This is a genomic window from Streptomyces sp. NRRL F-5123 (assembly GCF_000721495.1).
Classification (GTDB): Bacteria; Actinomycetota; Actinomycetes; order Streptomycetales; family Streptomycetaceae; genus Actinacidiphila.
Window position 1 is genome coordinate 40,056 of record NZ_JOHY01000046.1, and the last position, 18,399, is coordinate 58,454.

Annotated in this window: 17 protein-coding genes and 1 pseudogene; 2 read left to right on the plus strand and 16 right to left on the minus strand. The window is 73.1% G+C overall.

The window, feature by feature from the left end; translation table 11 throughout:
* The 10 genes and pseudogenes from IH54_RS0128795 to IH54_RS0128840 form a co-directional block, all read right to left on the minus strand.
* The gene (locus tag IH54_RS0128795) at positions 1 to 945 is read right to left on the minus strand and encodes a hypothetical protein (protein ID WP_031522361.1); all 945 of its coding nucleotides are present in this window, start codon (positions 943 to 945) and stop codon (positions 1 to 3) included.
* 227 nt (positions 946 to 1,172) lie between these two features.
* Positions 1,173 to 1,688, minus strand: a pseudogene (locus IH54_RS0128800) (glycine betaine ABC transporter substrate-binding protein); the annotation flags it as partial.
* Between the two features lie 265 nt (positions 1,689 to 1,953).
* Positions 1,954 to 2,409 (minus strand): rhodanese-like domain-containing protein, encoded by a 456-nt coding sequence (locus IH54_RS0128805; protein WP_052397982.1) that lies wholly within the window; start codon positions 2,407 to 2,409, stop codon positions 1,954 to 1,956.
* Positions 2,409 to 2,924: a cysteine dioxygenase gene (locus tag IH54_RS0128810; RefSeq protein WP_031522367.1), complete on the minus strand. Its 516-nt coding sequence runs from the start codon at positions 2,922 to 2,924 to the stop codon at positions 2,409 to 2,411. Before IH54_RS0128810 ends, IH54_RS0128805 begins: the two co-directional genes overlap by 1 nt.
* A gap of 661 nt (positions 2,925 to 3,585) precedes the next feature.
* Complete coding sequence (locus IH54_RS0128815; protein ID WP_031522369.1) at positions 3,586 to 4,077, minus strand: DUF3180 domain-containing protein; 492 nt, start codon at positions 4,075 to 4,077, stop codon at positions 3,586 to 3,588.
* A gap of 72 nt (positions 4,078 to 4,149) precedes the next feature.
* Entirely contained in the window at positions 4,150 to 4,761 is a 612-nt protein-coding gene (gene folK, locus IH54_RS0128820; RefSeq protein ID WP_031522372.1) for a 2-amino-4-hydroxy-6-hydroxymethyldihydropteridine diphosphokinase, read from the minus strand.
* Positions 4,758 to 5,117 carry a dihydroneopterin aldolase gene (folB, locus tag IH54_RS0128825; protein ID WP_031522373.1) on the minus strand — a complete coding sequence of 120 codons (360 nt, stop codon included), beginning with the start codon at positions 5,115 to 5,117 and terminating at the stop codon, positions 4,758 to 4,760. The genes folK and folB overlap by 4 nt, the downstream gene beginning before the upstream one ends.
* Positions 5,118 to 5,133: 16 nt before the next feature.
* Positions 5,134 to 5,604 (minus strand): nuclear transport factor 2 family protein, encoded by a 471-nt coding sequence (locus tag IH54_RS0128830; protein WP_031522375.1) that lies wholly within the window; start codon positions 5,602 to 5,604, stop codon positions 5,134 to 5,136.
* A complete protein-coding gene (gene folP / locus IH54_RS0128835) occupies positions 5,601 to 6,500 on the minus strand; it encodes a dihydropteroate synthase (RefSeq protein WP_031522379.1) in 900 nt (299 codons plus the stop codon). The genes IH54_RS0128830 and folP overlap by 4 nt, the downstream gene beginning before the upstream one ends.
* A gap of 23 nt (positions 6,501 to 6,523) precedes the next feature.
* Positions 6,524 to 8,431 carry a phosphatidylglycerol lysyltransferase domain-containing protein gene (locus IH54_RS0128840; protein WP_078862603.1) on the minus strand — a complete coding sequence of 636 codons (1,908 nt, stop codon included), beginning with the start codon at positions 8,429 to 8,431 and terminating at the stop codon, positions 6,524 to 6,526.
* A 211-nt stretch (positions 8,432 to 8,642) separates the two neighbouring features.
* On the opposite strand from IH54_RS0128840, the gene IH54_RS0128845 reads away from it, so the two are divergent.
* The gene (locus tag IH54_RS0128845) at positions 8,643 to 9,761 is read left to right on the plus strand and encodes an alpha/beta hydrolase (protein WP_031522381.1); all 1,119 of its coding nucleotides are present in this window, start codon (positions 8,643 to 8,645) and stop codon (positions 9,759 to 9,761) included.
* Positions 9,762 to 9,833: 72 nt separating this feature from the next.
* Here IH54_RS0128845 and folE read toward each other — a convergent pair whose 3' ends face one another.
* From folE to IH54_RS0128875, 6 genes are all read right to left on the minus strand, one after another.
* On the minus strand, positions 9,834 to 10,442 hold the full coding sequence (gene folE, locus IH54_RS0128850; protein ID WP_031522383.1) for a GTP cyclohydrolase I FolE: 609 nt from the start codon (positions 10,440 to 10,442) through the stop codon (positions 9,834 to 9,836).
* A gap of 184 nt (positions 10,443 to 10,626) precedes the next feature.
* Positions 10,627 to 12,690 carry an ATP-dependent zinc metalloprotease FtsH gene (gene ftsH, locus IH54_RS0128855; protein WP_031522385.1) on the minus strand — a complete coding sequence of 688 codons (2,064 nt, stop codon included), beginning with the start codon at positions 12,688 to 12,690 and terminating at the stop codon, positions 10,627 to 10,629.
* A gap of 247 nt (positions 12,691 to 12,937) precedes the next feature.
* Complete coding sequence (gene hpt / locus IH54_RS0128860) at positions 12,938 to 13,492, minus strand: hypoxanthine phosphoribosyltransferase (protein ID WP_031522386.1); 555 nt, start codon at positions 13,490 to 13,492, stop codon at positions 12,938 to 12,940.
* Positions 13,493 to 13,550: 58 nt separating this feature from the next.
* Positions 13,551 to 14,546: a tRNA lysidine(34) synthetase TilS gene (gene tilS / locus IH54_RS0128865; RefSeq protein ID WP_031522388.1), complete on the minus strand. Its 996-nt coding sequence runs from the start codon at positions 14,544 to 14,546 to the stop codon at positions 13,551 to 13,553.
* 290 nt (positions 14,547 to 14,836) lie between these two features.
* Complete coding sequence (locus IH54_RS0128870; RefSeq protein ID WP_031522389.1) at positions 14,837 to 16,021, minus strand: zinc-dependent metalloprotease; 1,185 nt, start codon at positions 16,019 to 16,021, stop codon at positions 14,837 to 14,839.
* 146 nt (positions 16,022 to 16,167) lie between these two features.
* Positions 16,168 to 16,662 carry an inorganic diphosphatase gene (locus IH54_RS0128875; protein ID WP_031522391.1) on the minus strand — a complete coding sequence of 165 codons (495 nt, stop codon included), beginning with the start codon at positions 16,660 to 16,662 and terminating at the stop codon, positions 16,168 to 16,170.
* An 87-nt stretch (positions 16,663 to 16,749) separates the two neighbouring features.
* Here IH54_RS0128875 and dacB point away from each other — a divergent pair, with 87 nt between their 5' ends.
* Positions 16,750 to 18,195 (plus strand): D-alanyl-D-alanine carboxypeptidase/D-alanyl-D-alanine-endopeptidase, encoded by a 1,446-nt coding sequence (gene dacB, locus IH54_RS0128880; protein WP_043182568.1) that lies wholly within the window; start codon positions 16,750 to 16,752, stop codon positions 18,193 to 18,195.
* Positions 18,196 to 18,399 lie beyond the last annotated feature (204 nt).

Below are 18,399 nucleotides of genomic sequence, written 5' to 3' on the forward strand. Positions count from 1 at the left end.
TTACGCCTGGGCCCGCAGGCCCGACATGTCGAGCTGCTCGGTGTCGTCGTGGGCCGTGAGGTCGATGACCTCGGACGCCTCCGCGGCCTGCACGTGCTCGGCGGCGGCGGGCGGGGCGGCGGCGGGCGGCAGCGCGGGGCCCGCGGCGGGCGCGGCCGGAAGCTCCTTCTGGGTGCCGAAGAAGTCGAAGCCCCCGACGGCCCGCCCGGCGGGATACGTGCCGGACTGCGCGTAGGGGAGCACCGCGGCCGCCGCGGGGACGAGGCGGGTCTCCCGGGGGGCGAGGCCCGCGCGGGCGTGGGCCTCGGCGGTGTGGCGGCCCTCGGGCTCCTCGGGGGCGGCGGCCTCGCGGCGGCGGGCCGCGTCGACGGTGGCCTGGGCCTGCTGGCGGGCGGCGTTGCGGGACAGCTCCCGCAGGGCCTGCTCGGCCTTGAGGAAGGCCGCGGGGCCGACGGGCGAGCCGCCCGGCAGGGCGAGCTGCTGCTGTGGGACGTCGCCGACCCGCAGCTCGCGGATCTTCTCCAGCGTTCGCGCCCGCTCGGCCTCGGCGGTGGCGTACCGCCGCAGCAGGTCGGCGTGCTCGGTGCGGAGCCTGGCCAGTTCGCCGCGCTTGCCGCGGAGCTTCTTCTCCAGGCGGGCGCGGATGTCCCGCGACTCCTCCAGGTCCGACTCCAGCTCGGCGACCCGCTCCTCGGTCCGCCACTCCTCGCGGACGCGGCCGGCTTCGAGGTCGGCGACCTTGCGCCCGGCGGCGCGGTCCCACGTGCGGGCGAGCGCAGCTCCCGCTATGGCGGTGAGCGCGGTCGCGGCGGTGATGACCCGTATCACGCCGGAATCCGCGACGACGAACGACGCGGCGGTGAGGACGGCCGCCGTGCCGCCGACGGTGAGCGGCGGCAGCATGCGGTGCAGGGGCTGGGAATGGCGGTGACGTCCACGGGGCATGGCCAGAAATTTAGCGTGCGCGGGCGGCCCGTGGGGCAGCGGGTCACACTTTTTCTGTGCGATTGCGGGATGGAATTGCCGTGCGAATACGACGGGCATTCACCGTGGTCCGTTTCATCCCTTTTGCGGCATGACCGGTGTCATGGTGAATGCCCGTCCGCACCTCACAACCCCTTCACCTCGACCTACTGATCGGCCACTTCCCCGGTCTTGTGCCGCCGGGCGTCCTTCAGCCCGGGTACGCAGTAGGGGCGGTCGGGGCATTCGTCGCCCGCCGCCAATCCGATCTTGAGCTTGGCGGCACCAAGATCGGAAAGGGTCTTGAGGTGGTGCTGCCCGGCGAACTCCCGGCTGACGGCAAAGGCATTCCGGTCGACCGCCTTGCCGGCCGACAGCACCTTCAGGCCGCGCGGTTCGGCGATCTCGCCGAGCGCCGTCACGGTGGCGGTGACGTCACTGGAGGCGACCGGTCCGGCGTGCTGCCCATTGACCTTGGTGTTGAGGAACTCCGCGAGTGTCGCGGCATATTCCGGGACGACGTCGATCTGGCCCTTCTCCAGGGCCGGTTCGTACAGCTCGCGGTCGGCGAGGGTCTTCACCGGGGTGTGGAATCCGGCATTGGACATCGCTTTGGCGTACAACTCGGCGAGGATCGCGCTCTCGGTGGAGCCCGCCGAGCCGATCATCAGGCCGGTGCTCGCGGCGCCGGCGGCAGCCGGGGTCGCGGACCACACCCGCGGCATGCGCGCCCAGGTCCCGCTCGGCGCGCCCCTCAAGCAGGCGCCGAGCACGTACTCCAGCACGACGCCGACTGGGTCGCCGTAGTCGACGGCGACCACTTCACGGGTGTCCTCACCCCCACCGGCCTCCACGAGGCCCTGCACCGCTCCGTCCGCGAGGGCGCCCGATGGAGTCGGCGAACTGACCGTCAGCACAGCTGACGGTCAGGCCCCACCGCTCAGTCAGCCCGACCGCCAGGCGGCCCGGACCGCTCAACCGGCCCGACCGTCAAGCAGGCTGACCGTCAGGCGGGCTGACGGTCAGGTCCGCCACCGACGGCGACGGCCGGGTCGGCGTGCCGTCCGGGGGCGCCACCGGCAGACCCGCCGCGCGCCAGGCCTGGAAACCACCGGTCAGGTCCGTCACCGCCGCCAGGCCCAGGCCGCGCAGCGACGCCACCGCGAGGGTCGAGGCGTAGCCCTCGTTGCAGATCACCACCACCGGCAGCTCGTGCGACACGATCTCCGGCAGCCGGTGCGATCCCTCCGGGTCCAGGCGCCACTCCAGCTCGTTGCGCTCCACGATCGCCGCGCCCGGGATCGTGCCGTCCCGGTCCCGCAGCGCCCCGTAACGGATGTCGACGAGCAGCGCGCCGCCCTCCGCCGCAGCCGCCGCCTCCGCCGGGCCCAGTCGGCGGTACGTCGCCCGCAGCGCGTCCAGGTGCGCGTCCAGCGAGGGCGCCATCACCACTCCTCGGGGCGCTCGACCAGCTCCAGCCGCAGGGTGCCGCCCTTGCGGCTGAAGCGGCGCATGAGCGGCAGCGGCGGGTAGTAGGCGTGCACGGACACCGCGTGCGTCCGCGGGGAGCGGTTCTCGACCTGGTGCACATGGTGCCGCCCGAACGCCCGCCCCTTGCCCTCCGGCAGGACGCGGCTGCGGTCGACTCCGTCGGCGAGTTCCAGCGCCCGCCAGCCCTCCGCGGGCAGCGGCACCGCGAGCGACAGCTCCGTCAGCTCGCCCGCCGCCGTGACGAAGGCGCCGTACGACCCGCCGTGGTCGTGCCAGCCGGTCTCGGCGCCCGGGGGCCACCCGATGAGCCAGGCCTCGGAGCCGGCCGGGCCTTCCAGACGCGCCCAGGTGCGGCCGTCCGGGTCGAGGGGGAGATCGCGTACGAGCGCGGTGTCGGCGGCCGTGCGCCGCGCGAAGTCCAGCAGTTCCGCGGCGGTGGGCGCGGTTGCCTTACGGCGTGAGGTGAGCATGGGTATCCACCCGGGGGATGTGAAGGTTGACGGCGGGCCCGGAGGCGCGCTGAGCGCTCAGCGCGCGGCCGTACACACGCAGCCCGCGTACCGGAGGAGGTCCAGATGGACCCTCCGGGTCAGCTTGGGCGTACGTACCTTCACGCCCCGAACTTCCCACGCACCCCCCTCCGGGGTCAACCCGCCACCGCGAGGTGGGCTTCCGGCTTCCCGCCGTGCGGGTTCCCGCGCCTGCGGCGCGGGGCGTTTTCCCACCCCCACCACCCGTGCAGGTGGTGGCGACAGCTTCTGTCCACCTGTGGGGGTGCACCACCGTCGGGGGCGAACCGCAGTCCCTCGCACATTCACCCCCACCGGCGGGCAGCCGCCGACGAGACCCCGGGAGGGGGACGATCCGGGGGTGCCCCCGCAGGAATGCGCTTCCCAGCCCGTCACCGAATACGTAAGAGGGCGAACGCGCATTCCGAGGAGGTACCCCCGGAGTGGCCCCCGACCCACCCACCGAAGCAGAAGCGCGATACCCCGCCGGGCACACCCAGCGGCGCGAGCCGGCACCCGATGTGCGGCCGCCGCCGCGCGGGCGCGAGCAACCCCCACCCACGGAAGGTCGCGGGCCACCGCAACAGGCACCCCGCGGCGAACCCCCACCCCCCGCAAGCCCTCAGCGGCGCGAAGGCTGCGCTCCCGGCGGACCGTCCTGGTCCTCCGGGAGTTTGCAGACGCGCTCAAGGAAGATCGCCGCCGCCACCACGGCGACACCGGCGAGGAAGGCCAGGCCCGCGTAGACGGCCTGCTGGCGGCGCGGGTCCATGTCGAGCTTGTACATGATGAGGTAGACGCACGTGCCCCCGTACATCCCCGCCACCAGCGCAGCCACCAGCGCGCTGGCCTGCGCGAAGACCAGCGCGCGGGCGGCCGCGAGCGGATCGACCCCCTTCGCACCGGGACGCCGCTCCCGCTGCGCCCGCAGCCGCGACCGCAGCGAGAGGCCGGTGGCGAGGAGCGCCGCGGCTATCACCGCCAGGACGATGGGCGCGGCCACGGGCACGCCGGGCAGCGTGCCCAGCGTGTCCCACAGCCGCGCCGCGGACCACGCCACGACCAGGGCGGCCGCGAAGAGCCCTGCCAGCGTCCTGATTCGCAGTGTGGTCACCGAGCGCCCGCCTCCATGTCGAACATGCCCCTACAAGCTTCCGGCCGCCGGTCACGGCCATTGACGCAACGTCTACTCGGGCAGCCGGAGTTCCACGTCGTCGCGGCGCTGGACGCCCTGCCGGTCGACCGTGGGGATCAGATCGGCGACGGAGCCGCGGCCGGGGACCTCGGCGGCCGGGTCGACGTCGTACCACGGTACGAGGACGAAGGCGCGCTCGTGGGCGCGGGGGTGGGGCAGTGTGAGGACGGGGTCGTCGGAGCGGACGCCCTGGTAGGCGACGATGTCGACGTCGAGGGTGCGCGGGCCCCAGTGCGCGGCGCGGACCCGGGAGTGGGCCTCCTCGATCGCGTGGGCGCGCTCCAGCAGGGAGCCGGGCGGCAGGGTGGTGCGGATGAGGACGACGGCGTTGAAGTAGCCGGGCTGGCTGCCCGCGGGCACGCCCCACGGCTCGGTCTCGTAGACCGGGGAGACGGCCTTGACGCGCACCCCGGGGGTGTCCTCCAGCGCGTCGACGGCTCCCTGCAGGTTCTCCAGCCGGTTGCCGAGGTTGCCGCCCAGGGAGATGACGGCGGTCTGCGGGTTCTGCAGGGTGCTGTCGGCGGCGTCGACCGCTGCGACGACCGCCGCCGGAACGGGCTGGACGGTGGGGTCTGCGGACTGCTCCGGCCATTCGGCGGTCACGGGCGCCTCCGGGTGATGGTCACGGTCACGTCGTCGAAGGGCACGGCGATGGGCGCGTCGGGCTTGTGTACGGTCACCTCGACCTCCTGCACGGCCTCGTGCCCCAGGCAGGTGTCGGCGATGCGCTGGGCAAGAGTCTCGATGAGGTCGACGGGCTCGCCGGAGACGACGGCCGCGACCTCCTCGGCGACCACACCGTAGTGCACGGTCCTGGCGAGGTCGTCACCGGCTGCCGCGGGAGCGGTGTCCAGCCGCATGACCAGGTCGATCACGAAGATCTGGCCCTCTTCCCGCTCGTGCTCGAAGACCCCGTGGTGTCCGAGCACCTTCAGGCCGTGCAGCGCGACCGTGTCCATGGCACTCACCGGCACCTCACTCCTCGTTCTCCGCCGCTTCGGTCTCGTCGTCCTGCTCGGCGAGCACCGGGGAGCCGTGGTGGACCCACAGCTGCCAGCCGTCGGCGGTGCGCCGGAAGACGTTGGTGGCCACGACGAGTCCGCCGACGAGCGACGAGCCGGCCGGGTCGTCCTCCTCGGCGGGACCGCCGGTGAGGATGTTCTCGGTGCAGGTGACCACGGCGGCGTCGCCGTCCACGCCGATCTCGACGTCGGTGAGGAAGAACTGGATGTAGTCGGTGTTGGCCATGATGAGCGCGAAGGACCGCATGACCTCGCGGCGTCCGCGCAGCACCGGCCAGCCGGGGTGGACGACGGCGACGGTCTCGGCGAGCGGGCCGTCGAGGACGACCCCCTCCAGGGCGTCGAGGTCGGAGTTCTCCACCGCGTCGTAGAAGGCCTGGTTGGCCCGCTCGACCGCGCGCGCCTCCGCCGTCTTCGCCGTCATGCGCCCGCCTCCGTGCCGCCGGTCCCGGTGGTCCCCGCCGCCGCGGAGATGGCCCGCGCGACGCGTACGGCGTCGGCGCTCGCGTGCACCTCGTGCACCCGCACCGCCCAGGCGCCCTCGCGGGCGGCGATCGCGGTGACGGCCGCGGTGGCGGCGTCGCGTTCACGGGCGGGCGGTGGCGGGGCGGAGGTGTCGCCGGCCAGGACGCGGCCGAGGAAGCGCTTGCGGGAGGCGGCCACCAGCAGCGGCCGGCCGAGCGCGCGCAGCTCGCCGAGGTGGGCGAGCAGCGCCAGGTCGTGCGGGGTCTCCTTGGCGAAGCCGAGGCCGGGGTCGAGGACGATGCGCCCGGGGTCGACGCCGCCGGCGACCGCGCGGTCCAGGGCGGCGCGCAGCTCGTCGAGGACCTCGCGGAGCACGTCGGCGTAGACGGCCCGGTTGTTCATGTCGATGCTCTGGCCGCGCCAGTGCATGACGACGAAGGGTGCGCCGGCGGCCGCGACGACCGGGATCATCGCGGGGTCGGCCTGGCCGCCGCTCACGTCGTTGACCAGCGACGCGCCCGCGGCGAGCGCCTGCTCGGCGACGGTCGCGCGCATCGTGTCGACGCTCACGAGCACCCCCGCGGCGGCCAGCTCGCGCACCACCGGGAGCACCCGGCGCAGCTCCTCGGCCTCGTCGACCCGCGCGGCGCCCGGCCGGGTGGACTCGCCGCCCACGTCGACCAGGTCGGCGCCCTGCGCGACGAGGTCGAGGCCGTGCTTGACGGCCAGCTCGGCGTCGAACCACCGCCCGCCGTCGGAGAACGAGTCCGGCGTGACGTTGACCACGCCCATGACCGCGCAGCGGTCCCACTGCGGCAGTCCTACGGGTCCGGCGGGACCCTGCTGGGTACTCATGCGACCAGCGTAGGCGGTACGGGTCAGGCGACCGCACTCCGCTTGTCCGCGCCCTCGCCGCCCTCGCCGCCCTCACCCTCCGCGCACGCCCCCCGCGCCACGCCGGCTGCGGCGTGGTCGAGCGGGGCGGCGTACCCGGACCGCTGCCGGTGCGGGCGCCGGGCGCGGCCGGGCAGGAAGCGCTGGACGGCGTCGGGCAGCGGCAGCGACAGGGTCACGAAGCCTTCGGCCTGCATGGTCGCGAAGCCGATACGGGGCAGGTCGCGCGAGTTGGGGAAGACCAGGAAGCGGGGCACCCACTCGGGCTGGAATTTCGCGTTGAACTTGTACAGCGACTCGATCTGGAACCAGCGCGACAGGAAGACCAGCAGCCCGCGCCAGCCGCGCAGCACCGGTCCCGCGCCGATCCGCTCGCCGCGGGCCAGCGCGGAGCGGAACATCGCGAAGTTCAGCGACACGCGCGCCACGCCGAGGCCCGGGGCCTGCTGGAGGGCGGCGACGATCAGCAGCTCGTTCAGGCCCGGGTCGGCGGCGCGGTCGCGGCGCATCATCTCCAGCGACATCCCGTCCCGGCCCCACGGCACGAAGTGCAGCACGGCCCGCAGGTCGCCCAGCTCGGGGTGGGCGGCGCCCGGGTCGGGCTCCTTGTGGGCGGTGACCACGACGCAGTCGCCGTCCACGTCCTCCCCGAAGCGGCCCAGCGCCATGGAGAAGCCGCGCTCGGTGTCGGTGCCGCGCCAGGCGTCGGCGGCCAGCCTGACCTGCTGCTTCTCGTCCTCTCCGAGCTCGCGTACGCGGCGCACCCGGGTGACGTACCCGGCGCGCTCGATGCGCTTGACCATCTGCCGCACGTTCCGCATGGCGCGGCCTTCGAGGGTGAAGCGGTCGGTGTCGACGATGGCCTCGTCGCCCAGCTCCAGGGCGTCCAGGCCGGTCTCGCGGGTCCACACCTCGGCGCCGGTCTCGCTGCACCCGACGATCGCGGGCAGCCACGCGTGGGCGCGGGCGAGGTCGACGAAGGACTCGATCGCACCGGGCCACGCCTCGACGTCGCCGATCGGGTCGCCGCCGGCCAGGGCCACGCCGGACACCACCCGGTAGCAGACGGCCGCCTTGCCGCTGGGCGAGAAGACCACGGACTTGTCGCGGCGCAGCGCGAAGTGCCCGAGCGAGTCGCGGCCGCCGTGCCGGGCCAGGAGCGCGCGCAGCCGGGCCTCGTCGGCCTCGCTCAGCTCGGCGACCGGGCGGGCCGGGCGCAGCGCGAGGTAGGCGGTGGAGGCGGCGATCAGCAGGCCGAGGCCGCCGAGCGAGTAGCCGACGAGGTCGCCGACCCGGTCGCTGGTGTAGCCGACGGGCCCCTCGACGCCGAAGAGGCCGAGCATGACGTGCTGGCAGCGGTCGAGCAGCCCGGGGTTGCCGCGCTCGGAGGCGGGGTGGGCGCTGGTGATGACCAGGCCGAGGGCGAAGGCGGTGGCGCTCAGCGTCACGAAGTTCAGCAGCGCCCGCCAGCGGGTGCGCGGGTCGGACAGCGCGGTGAACTCGCGCCGGTTGCGCACCAGCACCGCGAGCAGCACGAGGGACACGCACGCGCCGAAGTACGAGTGCCGGTAGATCAGCTGGGTGGCGGCGCCGACCGGCAGCAGGGCGACGGTCGCCCACCACGCGCGGACCTTTCCGCGCTTGAGGGCGTGCGCGAGCATCAGCAGCAGGATGCCGGTGACGATCGAGGTCGCACCGGCCAGGGTGCTGACGGTGCCGGGGAAGACCGCGGCCATGTGGTGCATCCGCCCGTTGCGGAAGGCCGGGAAGACCGCCGAGATCACGTCCAGCAGGCCGATCACGGCCGTCGCGGTGCCGATGATCCTGGGTACGGCTCGCGACGGCACCGGCCAGCGGTGCCGGCGCTCTGGGGACTGCCGGTCAGCCGACATCACACACCGCCCGCGGAACCCGTACCGGGCTTTCGCCCTCTAGCACTACAGACATGAGCCACCAAACCACAGCATCACCGGGAAATCACGGGCACATCCCGCAATCTGCTCCAGTACGAATTTTTGCGCCCTCTAGGACGGAAACCTGGCTGCCCGGGTTGCGTCCCGGACCGTACCAGTGGACGCCGACGCAGAAAGCACTCCAGCCGACATGGGTCTCACGAGCAAGAAAGTGCTGCTGGCAGCCGTGCTGCTGGCGCTCACGCTGTTCATTCTCACCGTGTGGCTGTGGCCGCGGCTCTCCCGCCGCGGCCTGCTGCCGATACTGGGCCGGGTGGGGGTCCTGCTGGGTACCCAGCTGTCCCTGATCGCGGCGATCGGCCTGGCCCTCAACACCTCCTTCGGCTTCTACGCCTCCTGGGCCGACCTCTTCGGCCGCGAGACCACGCCGGGGGTCGTCGTCGACCACGGGCTCGGCTCGCCGCAGAACGGCGGGATGCGGGTGCTCGGCACGGTGCGCCAGGGGGCGCCCGCCGGTTCGGTGCGGCGCGCCGGGCTGATCCAGCAGGTGGCGCTCGCGGGCGGGGTGTCCGGCATCACCGGCAAGGCGTACGTCTACCTGCCGCCCGAGTACTTCCGCGAGCCCACCGCCCGCTTCCCGGCGCTGCTGGTCCTCACCGGCTACCCGGGCACCGCCGAGGCCCTCTACAAGAAGCTGCGGTATCCGGCGGTCAACGCCGGCCAGGTGCGGGCGGGCCGCTCCCGGCCCCTGGTGATGGTCATGATGCGGCCGACCGTCGCCCCGCCGCGCGACACCGAGTGCACGGACGTGCCGGGCGGCCCGCAGACGGAGACGTACTTCGCCAAGGACGTGCCGACCCAGATCACCGCCCGCTACCGGGTTGCCGCGGGCCCGCGGAACTGGGCGGTGATCGGCGACTCCACCGGCGGCTACTGCGCCCTCAAGCTGGCCCTGCGCGACCCGGGCAGCTTCTCGGTGGCCGTCGGGCTGTCCGCGGACTACGGCGCCCCGCAGGACGCGACGACCGGCGACCTCTACGGCGGCAGCCCCCAGCGGCGCCGCGAGAACGACCTGCTGTGGCGGCTGCGCCATCTCCCGCACCCGCCGGTGAGCCTGCTGGTGACCAGCAGCCGCAAGGGCGAGCACAACTACAAGGACACCCGGCTCTTCATCGCCGCGGCCGGCGCCCCGACCCACGTCTCGTCGATCATCCTCCCGAGCGGCGGCCACAACTTCACCACGTGGAACCGCGAGATCCCGGCGGCACTGGAGTGGATCAGCGCGCGGCTGGGAGGGGCGACGCCCTAGGCGTGCCGCCGCGCGTGTCCCTGCGTGTGCCCCGGGGCGCCCGGGTGTCTCCCCAGCCGCCTGGGTGTGTCCCTAGCCGCGCCCGATGATGAGGCTCATCGCCTCCGACCGCGTGGCCGGGTCGCGCAGCTGCCCCCGCACCGCGGAGGTGATCGTCTTCGCGCCGGGCTTGCGCACCCCGCGCATCGTCATGCACATGTGCTCGCACTCGACGACGACGATCACGCCGCGCGGCTCCAGGATGCGCATGAGGGCGTCGGCGATCTGGGTGGTCAGCCGCTCCTGGACCTGGGGGCGGCGGGCGTAGACGTCGACGAGGCGGGCCAGCTTGGACAGGCCGGTGATCTTGCCGGACGACGAGGGGATGTAGCCGACGTGGGCGACGCCCACGAAGGGCACCAGGTGGTGCTCGCACGAGGACATCACCTCGATGTCCTTGACCAGCACCATCTCGTCGTGCCCGAGGTCGAAGGTCGTCGTCAGGACGTCCTCCGGCTCCTGCCACAGGCCGGCGAATATCTCGCGGTAGGCCCGCGCGACGCGTTCCGGCGTCTCCCGCAGGCCCTCGCGGTCCGGGTCCTCGCCGACGGCGATGAGGAGCTCGCGCACGGCGGCCGCGGCGCGCTTCTCGTCGAACTCGCCGATGGTCCCCTCGCCGTCGAGCGTCACGGGGTCCGTCATGGGTGCCTCGTTCCTGCGGTGCTGACAATGCCGTGAGCGGTGCGGCCCCAGCCGGCTGGGAAACAGCTCGGAAACCGCGAAAAAGGGCCGCGGTCCCAGGGTAAAACCCCGAGACCGCGGCCTTCATTCCGGGCTGCCCCCGGACCTGCGGCTTCGCACCGCGGGCGCCGGGTCAGGCGATCGCTCAGGCGTCGCTCTGGCCGTCCTCCGGCGGGGCCGTCGGCTCGGCGGAAGGCTCGGCCGGCGGCTTGGCGGTGCTGATCGCCGCCGGGCCGCTGCCGTTGGCGGGCTGGCTGCCGTTGGTGAGCGCCAGCTCCTTCGGCGAGAGCACCGGGGGCCGGGTGGACGGCGTACGGCGGGCGGAGCCCGTCCAGGCCGGACGCGGCGGGCGCTTCACGATCGGGGCGAAGATCTCGGCGATCTCCTCCTTGTTCAGCGTCTCCCGCTCCAGCAGGGCGAGCACCAGGTTGTCGAGCACGTCGCGGTTCTCGACCAGGATCTCCCAGGCCTCGTTGTGCGCGGTCTCGATCAGCTTCTTGACCTCCTCGTCGACCAGCCCGGCGACCTCTTCGGAGTAGTCGCGCTGGTGACCCATCTCACGGCCGAGGAACGGCTCGGAGTCGGAGGAGCCGAACTTGATCGCGCCGAGGCGCTCGGTCATGCCGTACTGCGTGACCATCGCGCGGGCCGTGGCGGTGGCCTTCTCGATGTCGTTGGACGCGCCCGTGGTCGGGTCGTGGAAGACGAGCTCCTCCGCGGCCCGGCCGCCCATCATGTAGGCGAGCTGGTCGAGCATCTCGTTGCGCGTGGTCGAGTACTTGTCCTCGTCGGGCAGCACCATCGTGTAGCCGAGGGCGCGGCCGCGGGAGAGGATCGTGACCTTGTGCACCGGGTCGGAGCTGGGAGAGGCCGCCGCGACCAGGGCGTGACCGCCCTCGTGGTAGGCGGTGATCTTCTTCTCCTTGTCCGACATGATGCGGGTGCGCTTCTGCGGACCGGCCACGACGCGGTCGATGGCCTCGTCGAGGACGAAGTTGTCGATCAGCTTCTTGTCGCTGCGGGCGGTCAGCAGCGCGGCCTCGTTGAGCACGTTGCTCAGGTCGGCGCCGGTGAAGCCGGGGGTGCGGCGGGCGACGGCCATCATGTCGACGTCCGGCGCGATGGGCTTGCCCTTCTGGTGCACCTTGAGGATCTCCAGGCGGCCCATCAGGTCCGGCGGGTCGACCGCGATCTGCCGGTCGAAGCGGCCCGGGCGCAGCAGCGCCGGGTCGAGGATGTCGGGCCGGTTGGTCGCGGCGATGAGGATCACACCGCCCTTGACGTCGAAGCCGTCCATCTCGACCAGCAGCTGGTTGAGGGTCTGCTCGCGCTCGTCGTGGCCGCCGCCGAGGCCCGCACCGCGGTGCCGGCCGACGGCGTCGATCTCGTCGACGAAGACGATCGCCGGCGCGTTGGCCTTGGCCTGCTCGAACAGGTCCCGCACCCGGCTGGCGCCGACACCGACGAACATCTCGACGAAGTCGGAACCGGAGATCGAGTAGAAGGGGACGCCCGCCTCGCCGGCGACGGCCCGGGCGAGCAGCGTCTTGCCGGTACCGGGCCGGCCGTAGAGCAGCACGCCCTTGGGGATCTTGGCTCCGACGGCCTGGAACTTGGCCGGTTCCTGGAGGAACTCCTTGATCTCCTGGAGCTCCTCGACGGCCTCGTCGCAACCCGCGACGTCGGAGAACGTCGTCTTGGGGGTGTCCTTGGTGATCAGCTTGGCCTTGGACTTCCCGAACTGCATGACGCGCGAGCCGCCGCCCTGCATCTGGTTCATCAGGAAGAGGAAGACCACCACGATCAGCACGAAGGGCAGCAGCGACAGCAGGATGCCGACGAAGGCGTTCTGCTTGGACTGCGAGACGGTGTACTTGTCCGGGAGCTGGACCCCCGGGACCTTGCCGTCGACGATCTTCTGCAGGTCCTGCGCGATGGCCGCGCCCTGGTCGCCGATGTAGCTGGCGCGGACCTTGGAGCTGCCCTCGATCTTGACGCCGTTCTTCAGCTGGACCTTGATCGAGTTGTCGTCCCCGGTCGTCAGCTCGGCGGACTTGGCCTGATTGGTGTCGATCGCGTGCAGGACCGCGCCGGTGTCAACCGTCTTGTAGCCGCCGCCGGACGAGACGACCTGCATCAACACGACCACGGCGAGGACAACCAGCACGATCCACATGACTGGCCCACGGAAATAGCGCTTCACGTCCATCCATGCGGGGCGAAACCGCCCCGTCCCTCCTGCCACAGTGAGGCACCTCACCGCCTGTCAGGCGGCCTGTGCATCCGGTGTTGTAATGACCCGACCTTCGGACGGTACCCCAGCATTGTCACCCGAGGGCGCCGCCGACTGTTAACCAACCCGCTTTCCTGCTCCAACGCCGGGATATCGGCGCAGGTTCCCCGGGGCCTCCCGGGGGCATCCGGGCGGCTCGCGGCCGGCCGGCGGGCGGGGCCGGTCAGCCGCCGTAGACGTGCGGCGCGAGGGTGCCGACGAAGGGCAGATTCCGGTACTTCTCGGCGTAGTCCAGGCCGTATCCCACGACGAATTCATTGGGAATCTCGAAGCCCGTGTACTTGACGTCGATCTCCACCTTGGCCGCCTCGGGCTTGCGCAGCAGCGTGCAGACCTCCAGCGAGGCCGGGCCGCGCGAGCCCAGGTTGCTGATGAGCCAGGAGAGCGTCAGGCCGGAGTCGATGATGTCCTCGACGATCAGCACATGGCGGCCGGCGATGTCGGTGTCCAGGTCCTTGAGGATGCGGACGACGCCGGAGGACTTGGTGCCCGCCCCGTAGGAGGACACCGCCATCCAGTCCATCGTGACAGGGCTGGACAGGGCGCGGGCCAGGTCCGCCATGACCATGACCGCGCCCTTGAGGACGCCCACGATCAGCAGCTCCCGGCCCGCGTAGTCCCGGTCGACCTGTGCGGCCAGCTCGGAGAGCTTCGCGTCGATCTCGGCCTTGGAGATGAGCACTTTCTCCAGGTCCGTGCCCATGTCGATCTCGTTCACTGCCTGGTACGTCCTCAGCTGCTCGGGTCCACGTCGGCGCACGTCGGCCCACCCTTGGCTACGACGGCGAGAAGAACAGTCTGCCATTGGCCCGCCGGACGGCGACGCCGCCCGGCAGGTTGAGCGCCTTCTGCCCGCGCCAGCCGGTGACCAGGCGGTCCACCTCCTCGATGTGCCGGGCGAAGAGGAAGCCGGGCGGCGAGCCCGCGGCGATGGCGCTGCGGCGCAGCACCCGGCGGCGCACCGCGGCGGGCAGCGTGGACAGCCGCCGCACGTCGAGGCTGCCGTCGTCGCCCGCCGCGTCGGCCTGCGCGTCGGCGGCCCACTGGTCGAGCGCGTCGGCGTCGTCCCGGGACAGCTGGGCGGTACGGGCCAGGGCCTCGACGACGCCTTTGCCGAGCGACTTCTCCAGCACCGGCAGCGCCTCGTGGCGGACCCGCGAGCGGGTGTAGGCGGGGTCGTGGTTGTGCGGGTCCTCCCACACGGTGATGCCCTGGGCCAGGCAGCCCTGGCGTACGGTGTCGCGGTCGAGCAGCAGGAAGGGGCGGCGGTAGCGGCCGCCCACGCCGGACACCGCGGCCATGCCGGACAGCGACCGGATCCCGGAGCCGCGGGCGAGCCCGAGCAGCACCGTTTCTGCCTGGTCGTCGCGGGTATGGCCGAGGAGGACGGCCGCGGCGCCGAAGCGTTCGGCGGCCGCGTCGAGGGCGGCGTAGCGGGCGTCGCGGGCGGCGGCCTCGGGGCCGCCCTGGCGGCCGACGGTCACGCCGACGGCGTCGACCGGGTCGAGGCCGAGGGCGCGCAGCCGCCCGGCCACTTCCTGCGCGCGCACGGCGGAGCCGTCCTGCAGGCCGTGGTCGACGGTGACCGCGCCGGAGCGCACGCCGAGACGGGGGCCCTCGAAGGCGAGGGCGGCGGCGAGCGCCATGGAGTCGGCGCCGCCGCTGCAGGCGGCGAGCACCAGCGGGTGCGGGTCGGCGGACGAGCCGAGGACGTCGTGCAGGACGCGGCGGACCGCCAGGCGTATCGCCGCGACCGTGGGGTGGGGTCCCATGTCCGGTTCCCTCCTGAGGAGGCTGGGTGCGGGAACCTCGGTGAGCACGGGGGGCTCGCGAAGTTCGGGAGTTGATGACGCAGGGTATTCAGATGGTGACAGAAGCCCGGGCATTACCCGAGCATCGCACGCCCTACCCTGCGCTTACGGTCCCTCGGACGGGTGAACCGGGGGCGCGTGTCCCCTCCCGGGGGCGCGGGCGGAGGGCGCCGCGCCGACCCCCCGCGGCTCGCCGGTGACGGGGCGGCCGGTCCTCGGCGGCGGGGCGGGCGTTCCCGGCGGCGGGGCGGTCAGTCCTCGGCGGCGGGGCGGGCGTGGACGCGGGTGACCCAGTCCGCGGGCTTGGCGATCTCGGCCTTCGTCGGCAGCGTGTTCGGCGACGTCCAGACCTTGTTGAAGCCGTCCATGCCGACCTCGTCCACGACCGCGCGCACGAAGCGCTCGCCGTCGCGGTACTGCCGCAGCTTCGCGTCCAGGCCCAGCAGCCGGCGCAGCGCCTGGTCCAGGCGCCCGGCGCCGCTGGCCCGGCGGCGGCTGAACTTCTCCCGGATCTCGGCGACCGACGGCACGACCTCGGGCCCGACGCCGTCCATCACGTAGTCCGCGTGGCCCTCCAGAAGCGACATCACGCCGGTCAGCCGGGCCAGGATCTCCCGCTGCGAGGCCGTCTGCACCAGGTCGACGAGGCTCCGCCCGCCGTCTGCCTCGTCCTCGTGGGCCTCGGCCTGCTCCTGCTCCCTGGCCCCGTTCTGCCCGCTGAAGGACTGCACGGCCTGCCGGATCCGCTCCACCACGGTCGAGGCGTCCAGCTCGGTCTCGCCGAGGAAGGACTGGATCTCGGACTCGATGTGGTCGCGCAGCCACGGCACCGCCGAGAACTGCGTGCGGTGCGTCTCCTCGTGCAGGCACACCCACAGCCGGAAGTCGTGCGGGTCGACGTCCAGCTCCCGCTCGACGTGCACGATGTTCGGCGCGACGAGCAGCAGCCGCCCGGCCCGCGACTGCCCCGGCGCGGGCTTGACCGGCCCGGCGGGCATGTCGCGGCTGGGCGGCGCGAACGTCTCGTACTGCCCCAGCACGCGCGAGGACAGGAAGCTCAGCAGCATCCCGACCTCGACGCCCGTCACCTTGCCGCCGACCGTGCCGAGCACCGCCCCACCGGGGCCGCCCGGCCGCCGCGCCTGCATCTTGACCAGCAGCGGCTTGAGCACCTCGCGGAAGCCCGCGACGTTGGCCTTCACCCACCCGGCGCGGTCCACGACGAGGACCGGCGTGCCGTGCGGCGGCGCGTCGTCGCCGTACATCCGGGTGAAGCCGCGGACGTGCGCCTCCGAGGCCAGCGCGTGCCCGCGCAGCTCGGCCACGATCGCGCGGGCCTCGTCCCGGCTCACCTCCGGACCCGGCCGGGTGAGCCGCTGCGCCGTGGCCACGGCGAGGTTCCAGTCGACCATCTCGCTTCCACCGATGCTCGTCATGCCTTCACGGTACGTTGCCGGTCCGTGCTTTGGGGCGCCCGCAGCCGGGCGGGGAACCCGGAAAGAACCCGGAGACGCGCAAGGGCGGGCCGTACGGGGTCTCCCCCGCGGCCCGCCCCGCTGCGAAGGCGATGCGGCGAACGCGCTCAGTGGCCCGGCCCGTGCTCCTTCAGGCGGCGGAAGGAGTCCTCGATCTCGGCCTCGGCCTCGGCGCGGCCGACCCAGTCGGCGCCCTCGACGGACTTGCCGGGCTCCAGGTCCTTGTAGACCTCGAAGAAGTGCTGGATCTCCAGCCGGTCGAACTCGCTCACGTGGTGGATGTCCCGCAGGTGCTCCACGCGCGGGTCGGACGCCGGCACGCACAGCACCTTGTCGTCGCCGCCGGCCTCGTCGGTCATGCGGAACATGCCGATGGCGCGGCAGGTGATCAGGCAGCCGGGGAAGGTCGGGTCGTCCAGCAGGACGAGGGCGTCCAGCGGGTCGCCGTCCTGGCCGAGGCTGTTCTCGATGAAGCCGTAGTCGGCGGGGTAGCTGGTCGAGGTGAAGAGCCTGCGGTCCAGGCGGATACGACCGGTCTCGTGGTCCACCTCGTACTTGTTCCGCGAACCCTTCGGGATCTCGATCGTGACGTCGAACTCCAAGGCCGTACTCCTCCATGATCAGCGCATAGTGCGGGTGGTTAAGTGTCTCCCACGTAAGTGGGTGGTCGCGAAAGGGGCTGGTCGGGGGTGCCGCTCAACAGAACGGTGCAGGTCGTGGGGATTTCCGCGGTAGTGGGTGCGGTGCTCGCCGCGGTCGCGGTGGCCGCGGCGGGACCGTGGGACGCGGGCCAGCGTACGGCGGAACGGTCCTACGCGGCGTCCCACTCCGCCGCATCGCGCTCGGCGGGGGCGAAGCACGCGGCGCCGCACGCCGCGTCCGGCACGCCGTGCGGCGCCACGGCGCCGGGCGGGTCCGCCGGGTGCGGGGGCGTCGACATCGTCGGGGCCCACGCGCCCGCCGCCGGGCCCGTGTTCGCCGCCGCCGGGAGCGGGCGGGCGCCCGCCTCGCTCGCCCCGGACCTCGCGGCGCGGCTGGGGCCGCTCATGGCCGCGCCCGGCCTCGGGACGGTACGCACCGGGTCCGTGCTCGACGTCGCGAGCGGGCAGGTGCTGTACGACCGCGGGTCCCGCACCGCCATGACGCCCGCGTCCACCACCAAGCTCGCGACCGCGGTCGCCGCGCTCGGCACCCTCGGCGACGCGTACACCCTCACGACCACCGCGGTCGCCACGGCGGACGACCGGGTCGTGCTCGTCGGCGGCGGCGACCCCACCCTCACGCTCGACCGGCTCGCCGCCGACACCGCCGCCGCGCTGCACGCCCGCGGGACGGACTCCGTCCACCTGGGGTACGACACCTCGTACTACTCCGGCCCCACGCTCCACCCCATCGGCGTCAACGAGAACCTCGCGCCCGTCACCGCGCTCATGGCCTCCGAGGGCCGCCTCGACCCGGGCAGCACCGGGCCCGCGACCCGCTCCCTCGACCCGGCCCGCTCCGCCGCCCAGCAGTTCGCCCACCTCCTGGAGTCGCACGGCGTCACCGTGACCGGCACCCCGAAGAAGGCGAGCGGCGCGGGCGGGGCTCGGCTCGCCGTCCACCACTCGGCGCCGCTGGACCAGCTCGTCGAGCGGATGCTCACGGACTCCGACAACGACATCGCCGAGGCGCTCGCCCGGCAGGTCGCCCGGGCGTCCGGGCAGCCGCTCAGCTTCGACGGTGTCGCGCAGGCGCTTCCGCGGGTGCTGCGGACGTACGGGGTCCCGCTCGGGAAGACCGTCTTCACCGACGGCAGCGGCCTCAACCGCGCGGACGCGCTCTCGCCCGCGGCGCTCACCCGGTTGCTGGCGCTGGCTGCCTCGCCGGCCCACCCGGAGCTGCGTCCCGTCCTCGACGGGCTCCCCATAGCCGCCTTCAGCGGCACGCTCACGTCCCGGTTCTCCGCTGCCGCGGGGGCGGGGGTGGTCCGCGCGAAGACCGGCACGCTGACGGGGGTCAACACGATCGCCGGGGTGACGGTCACCCCGGCGGGGCGGGTGCTGGCCTTCGCCTTCATGACCGCGGGGTCGACGTCCGCGTCGGTGGCGGAATCCGGCCTTGACGCTCTCGCGTCGGAGGTGGCCGGCGTCTAGCCCGCCGGGCGGCGAGGTCCCGTCGCAACGGGGTGCCTCTTGCGGTGGTGCCCGCGACCCTCTGTGGGTGGGGGTTGCTCGCGCCGTTCTCCCCCAGAGCTTCGTCTGGGAGGTACCCCCACGCGCCCCTGGTGTTGCCCGGCGGGGCATCGCGCTTCTGCTTCGGTGGGTGGGGTCGGGGGCCACTCCGGGGGTACCTCCTCG

Excerpts from the sequence above, each read along its gene's own strand:
- IH54_RS0128845 (WP_031522381.1), top strand. The coding sequence starts at position 8,643 with ATGGGTCTCACGAGCAAGAAAGTGCTGCTGGCAGCCGTGCTGCTGGCG.
- folE (WP_031522383.1), bottom strand. The coding sequence starts at position 10,442 with ATGACGGACCCCGTGACGCTCGACGGCGAGGGGACCATCGGCGAGTTC.
- ftsH (WP_031522385.1), bottom strand. The coding sequence starts at position 12,690 with ATGGACGTGAAGCGCTATTTCCGTGGGCCAGTCATGTGGATCGTGCTG.
- tilS (WP_031522388.1), bottom strand. The coding sequence starts at position 14,546 with ATGGGACCCCACCCCACGGTCGCGGCGATACGCCTGGCGGTCCGCCGC.
- IH54_RS0128870 (WP_031522389.1), bottom strand. The coding sequence starts at position 16,021 with ATGACGAGCATCGGTGGAAGCGAGATGGTCGACTGGAACCTCGCCGTG.
- folB (WP_031522373.1), bottom strand. The coding sequence starts at position 5,117 with ATGGACACGGTCGCGCTGCACGGCCTGAAGGTGCTCGGACACCACGGG.
- IH54_RS0128840 (WP_078862603.1), bottom strand. The coding sequence starts at position 8,431 with ATGTCGGCTGACCGGCAGTCCCCAGAGCGCCGGCACCGCTGGCCGGTG.
- IH54_RS0128805 (WP_052397982.1), bottom strand. The coding sequence starts at position 2,409 with ATGGCGCCCTCGCTGGACGCGCACCTGGACGCGCTGCGGGCGACGTAC.
- IH54_RS0128830 (WP_031522375.1), bottom strand. The coding sequence starts at position 5,604 with ATGACGGCGAAGACGGCGGAGGCGCGCGCGGTCGAGCGGGCCAACCAG.
- folP (WP_031522379.1), bottom strand. The coding sequence starts at position 6,500 with ATGAGTACCCAGCAGGGTCCCGCCGGACCCGTAGGACTGCCGCAGTGG.
- IH54_RS0128810 (WP_031522367.1), bottom strand. The coding sequence starts at position 2,924 with ATGCTCACCTCACGCCGTAAGGCAACCGCGCCCACCGCCGCGGAACTG.
- IH54_RS0128795 (WP_031522361.1), bottom strand. The coding sequence starts at position 945 with ATGCCCCGTGGACGTCACCGCCATTCCCAGCCCCTGCACCGCATGCTG.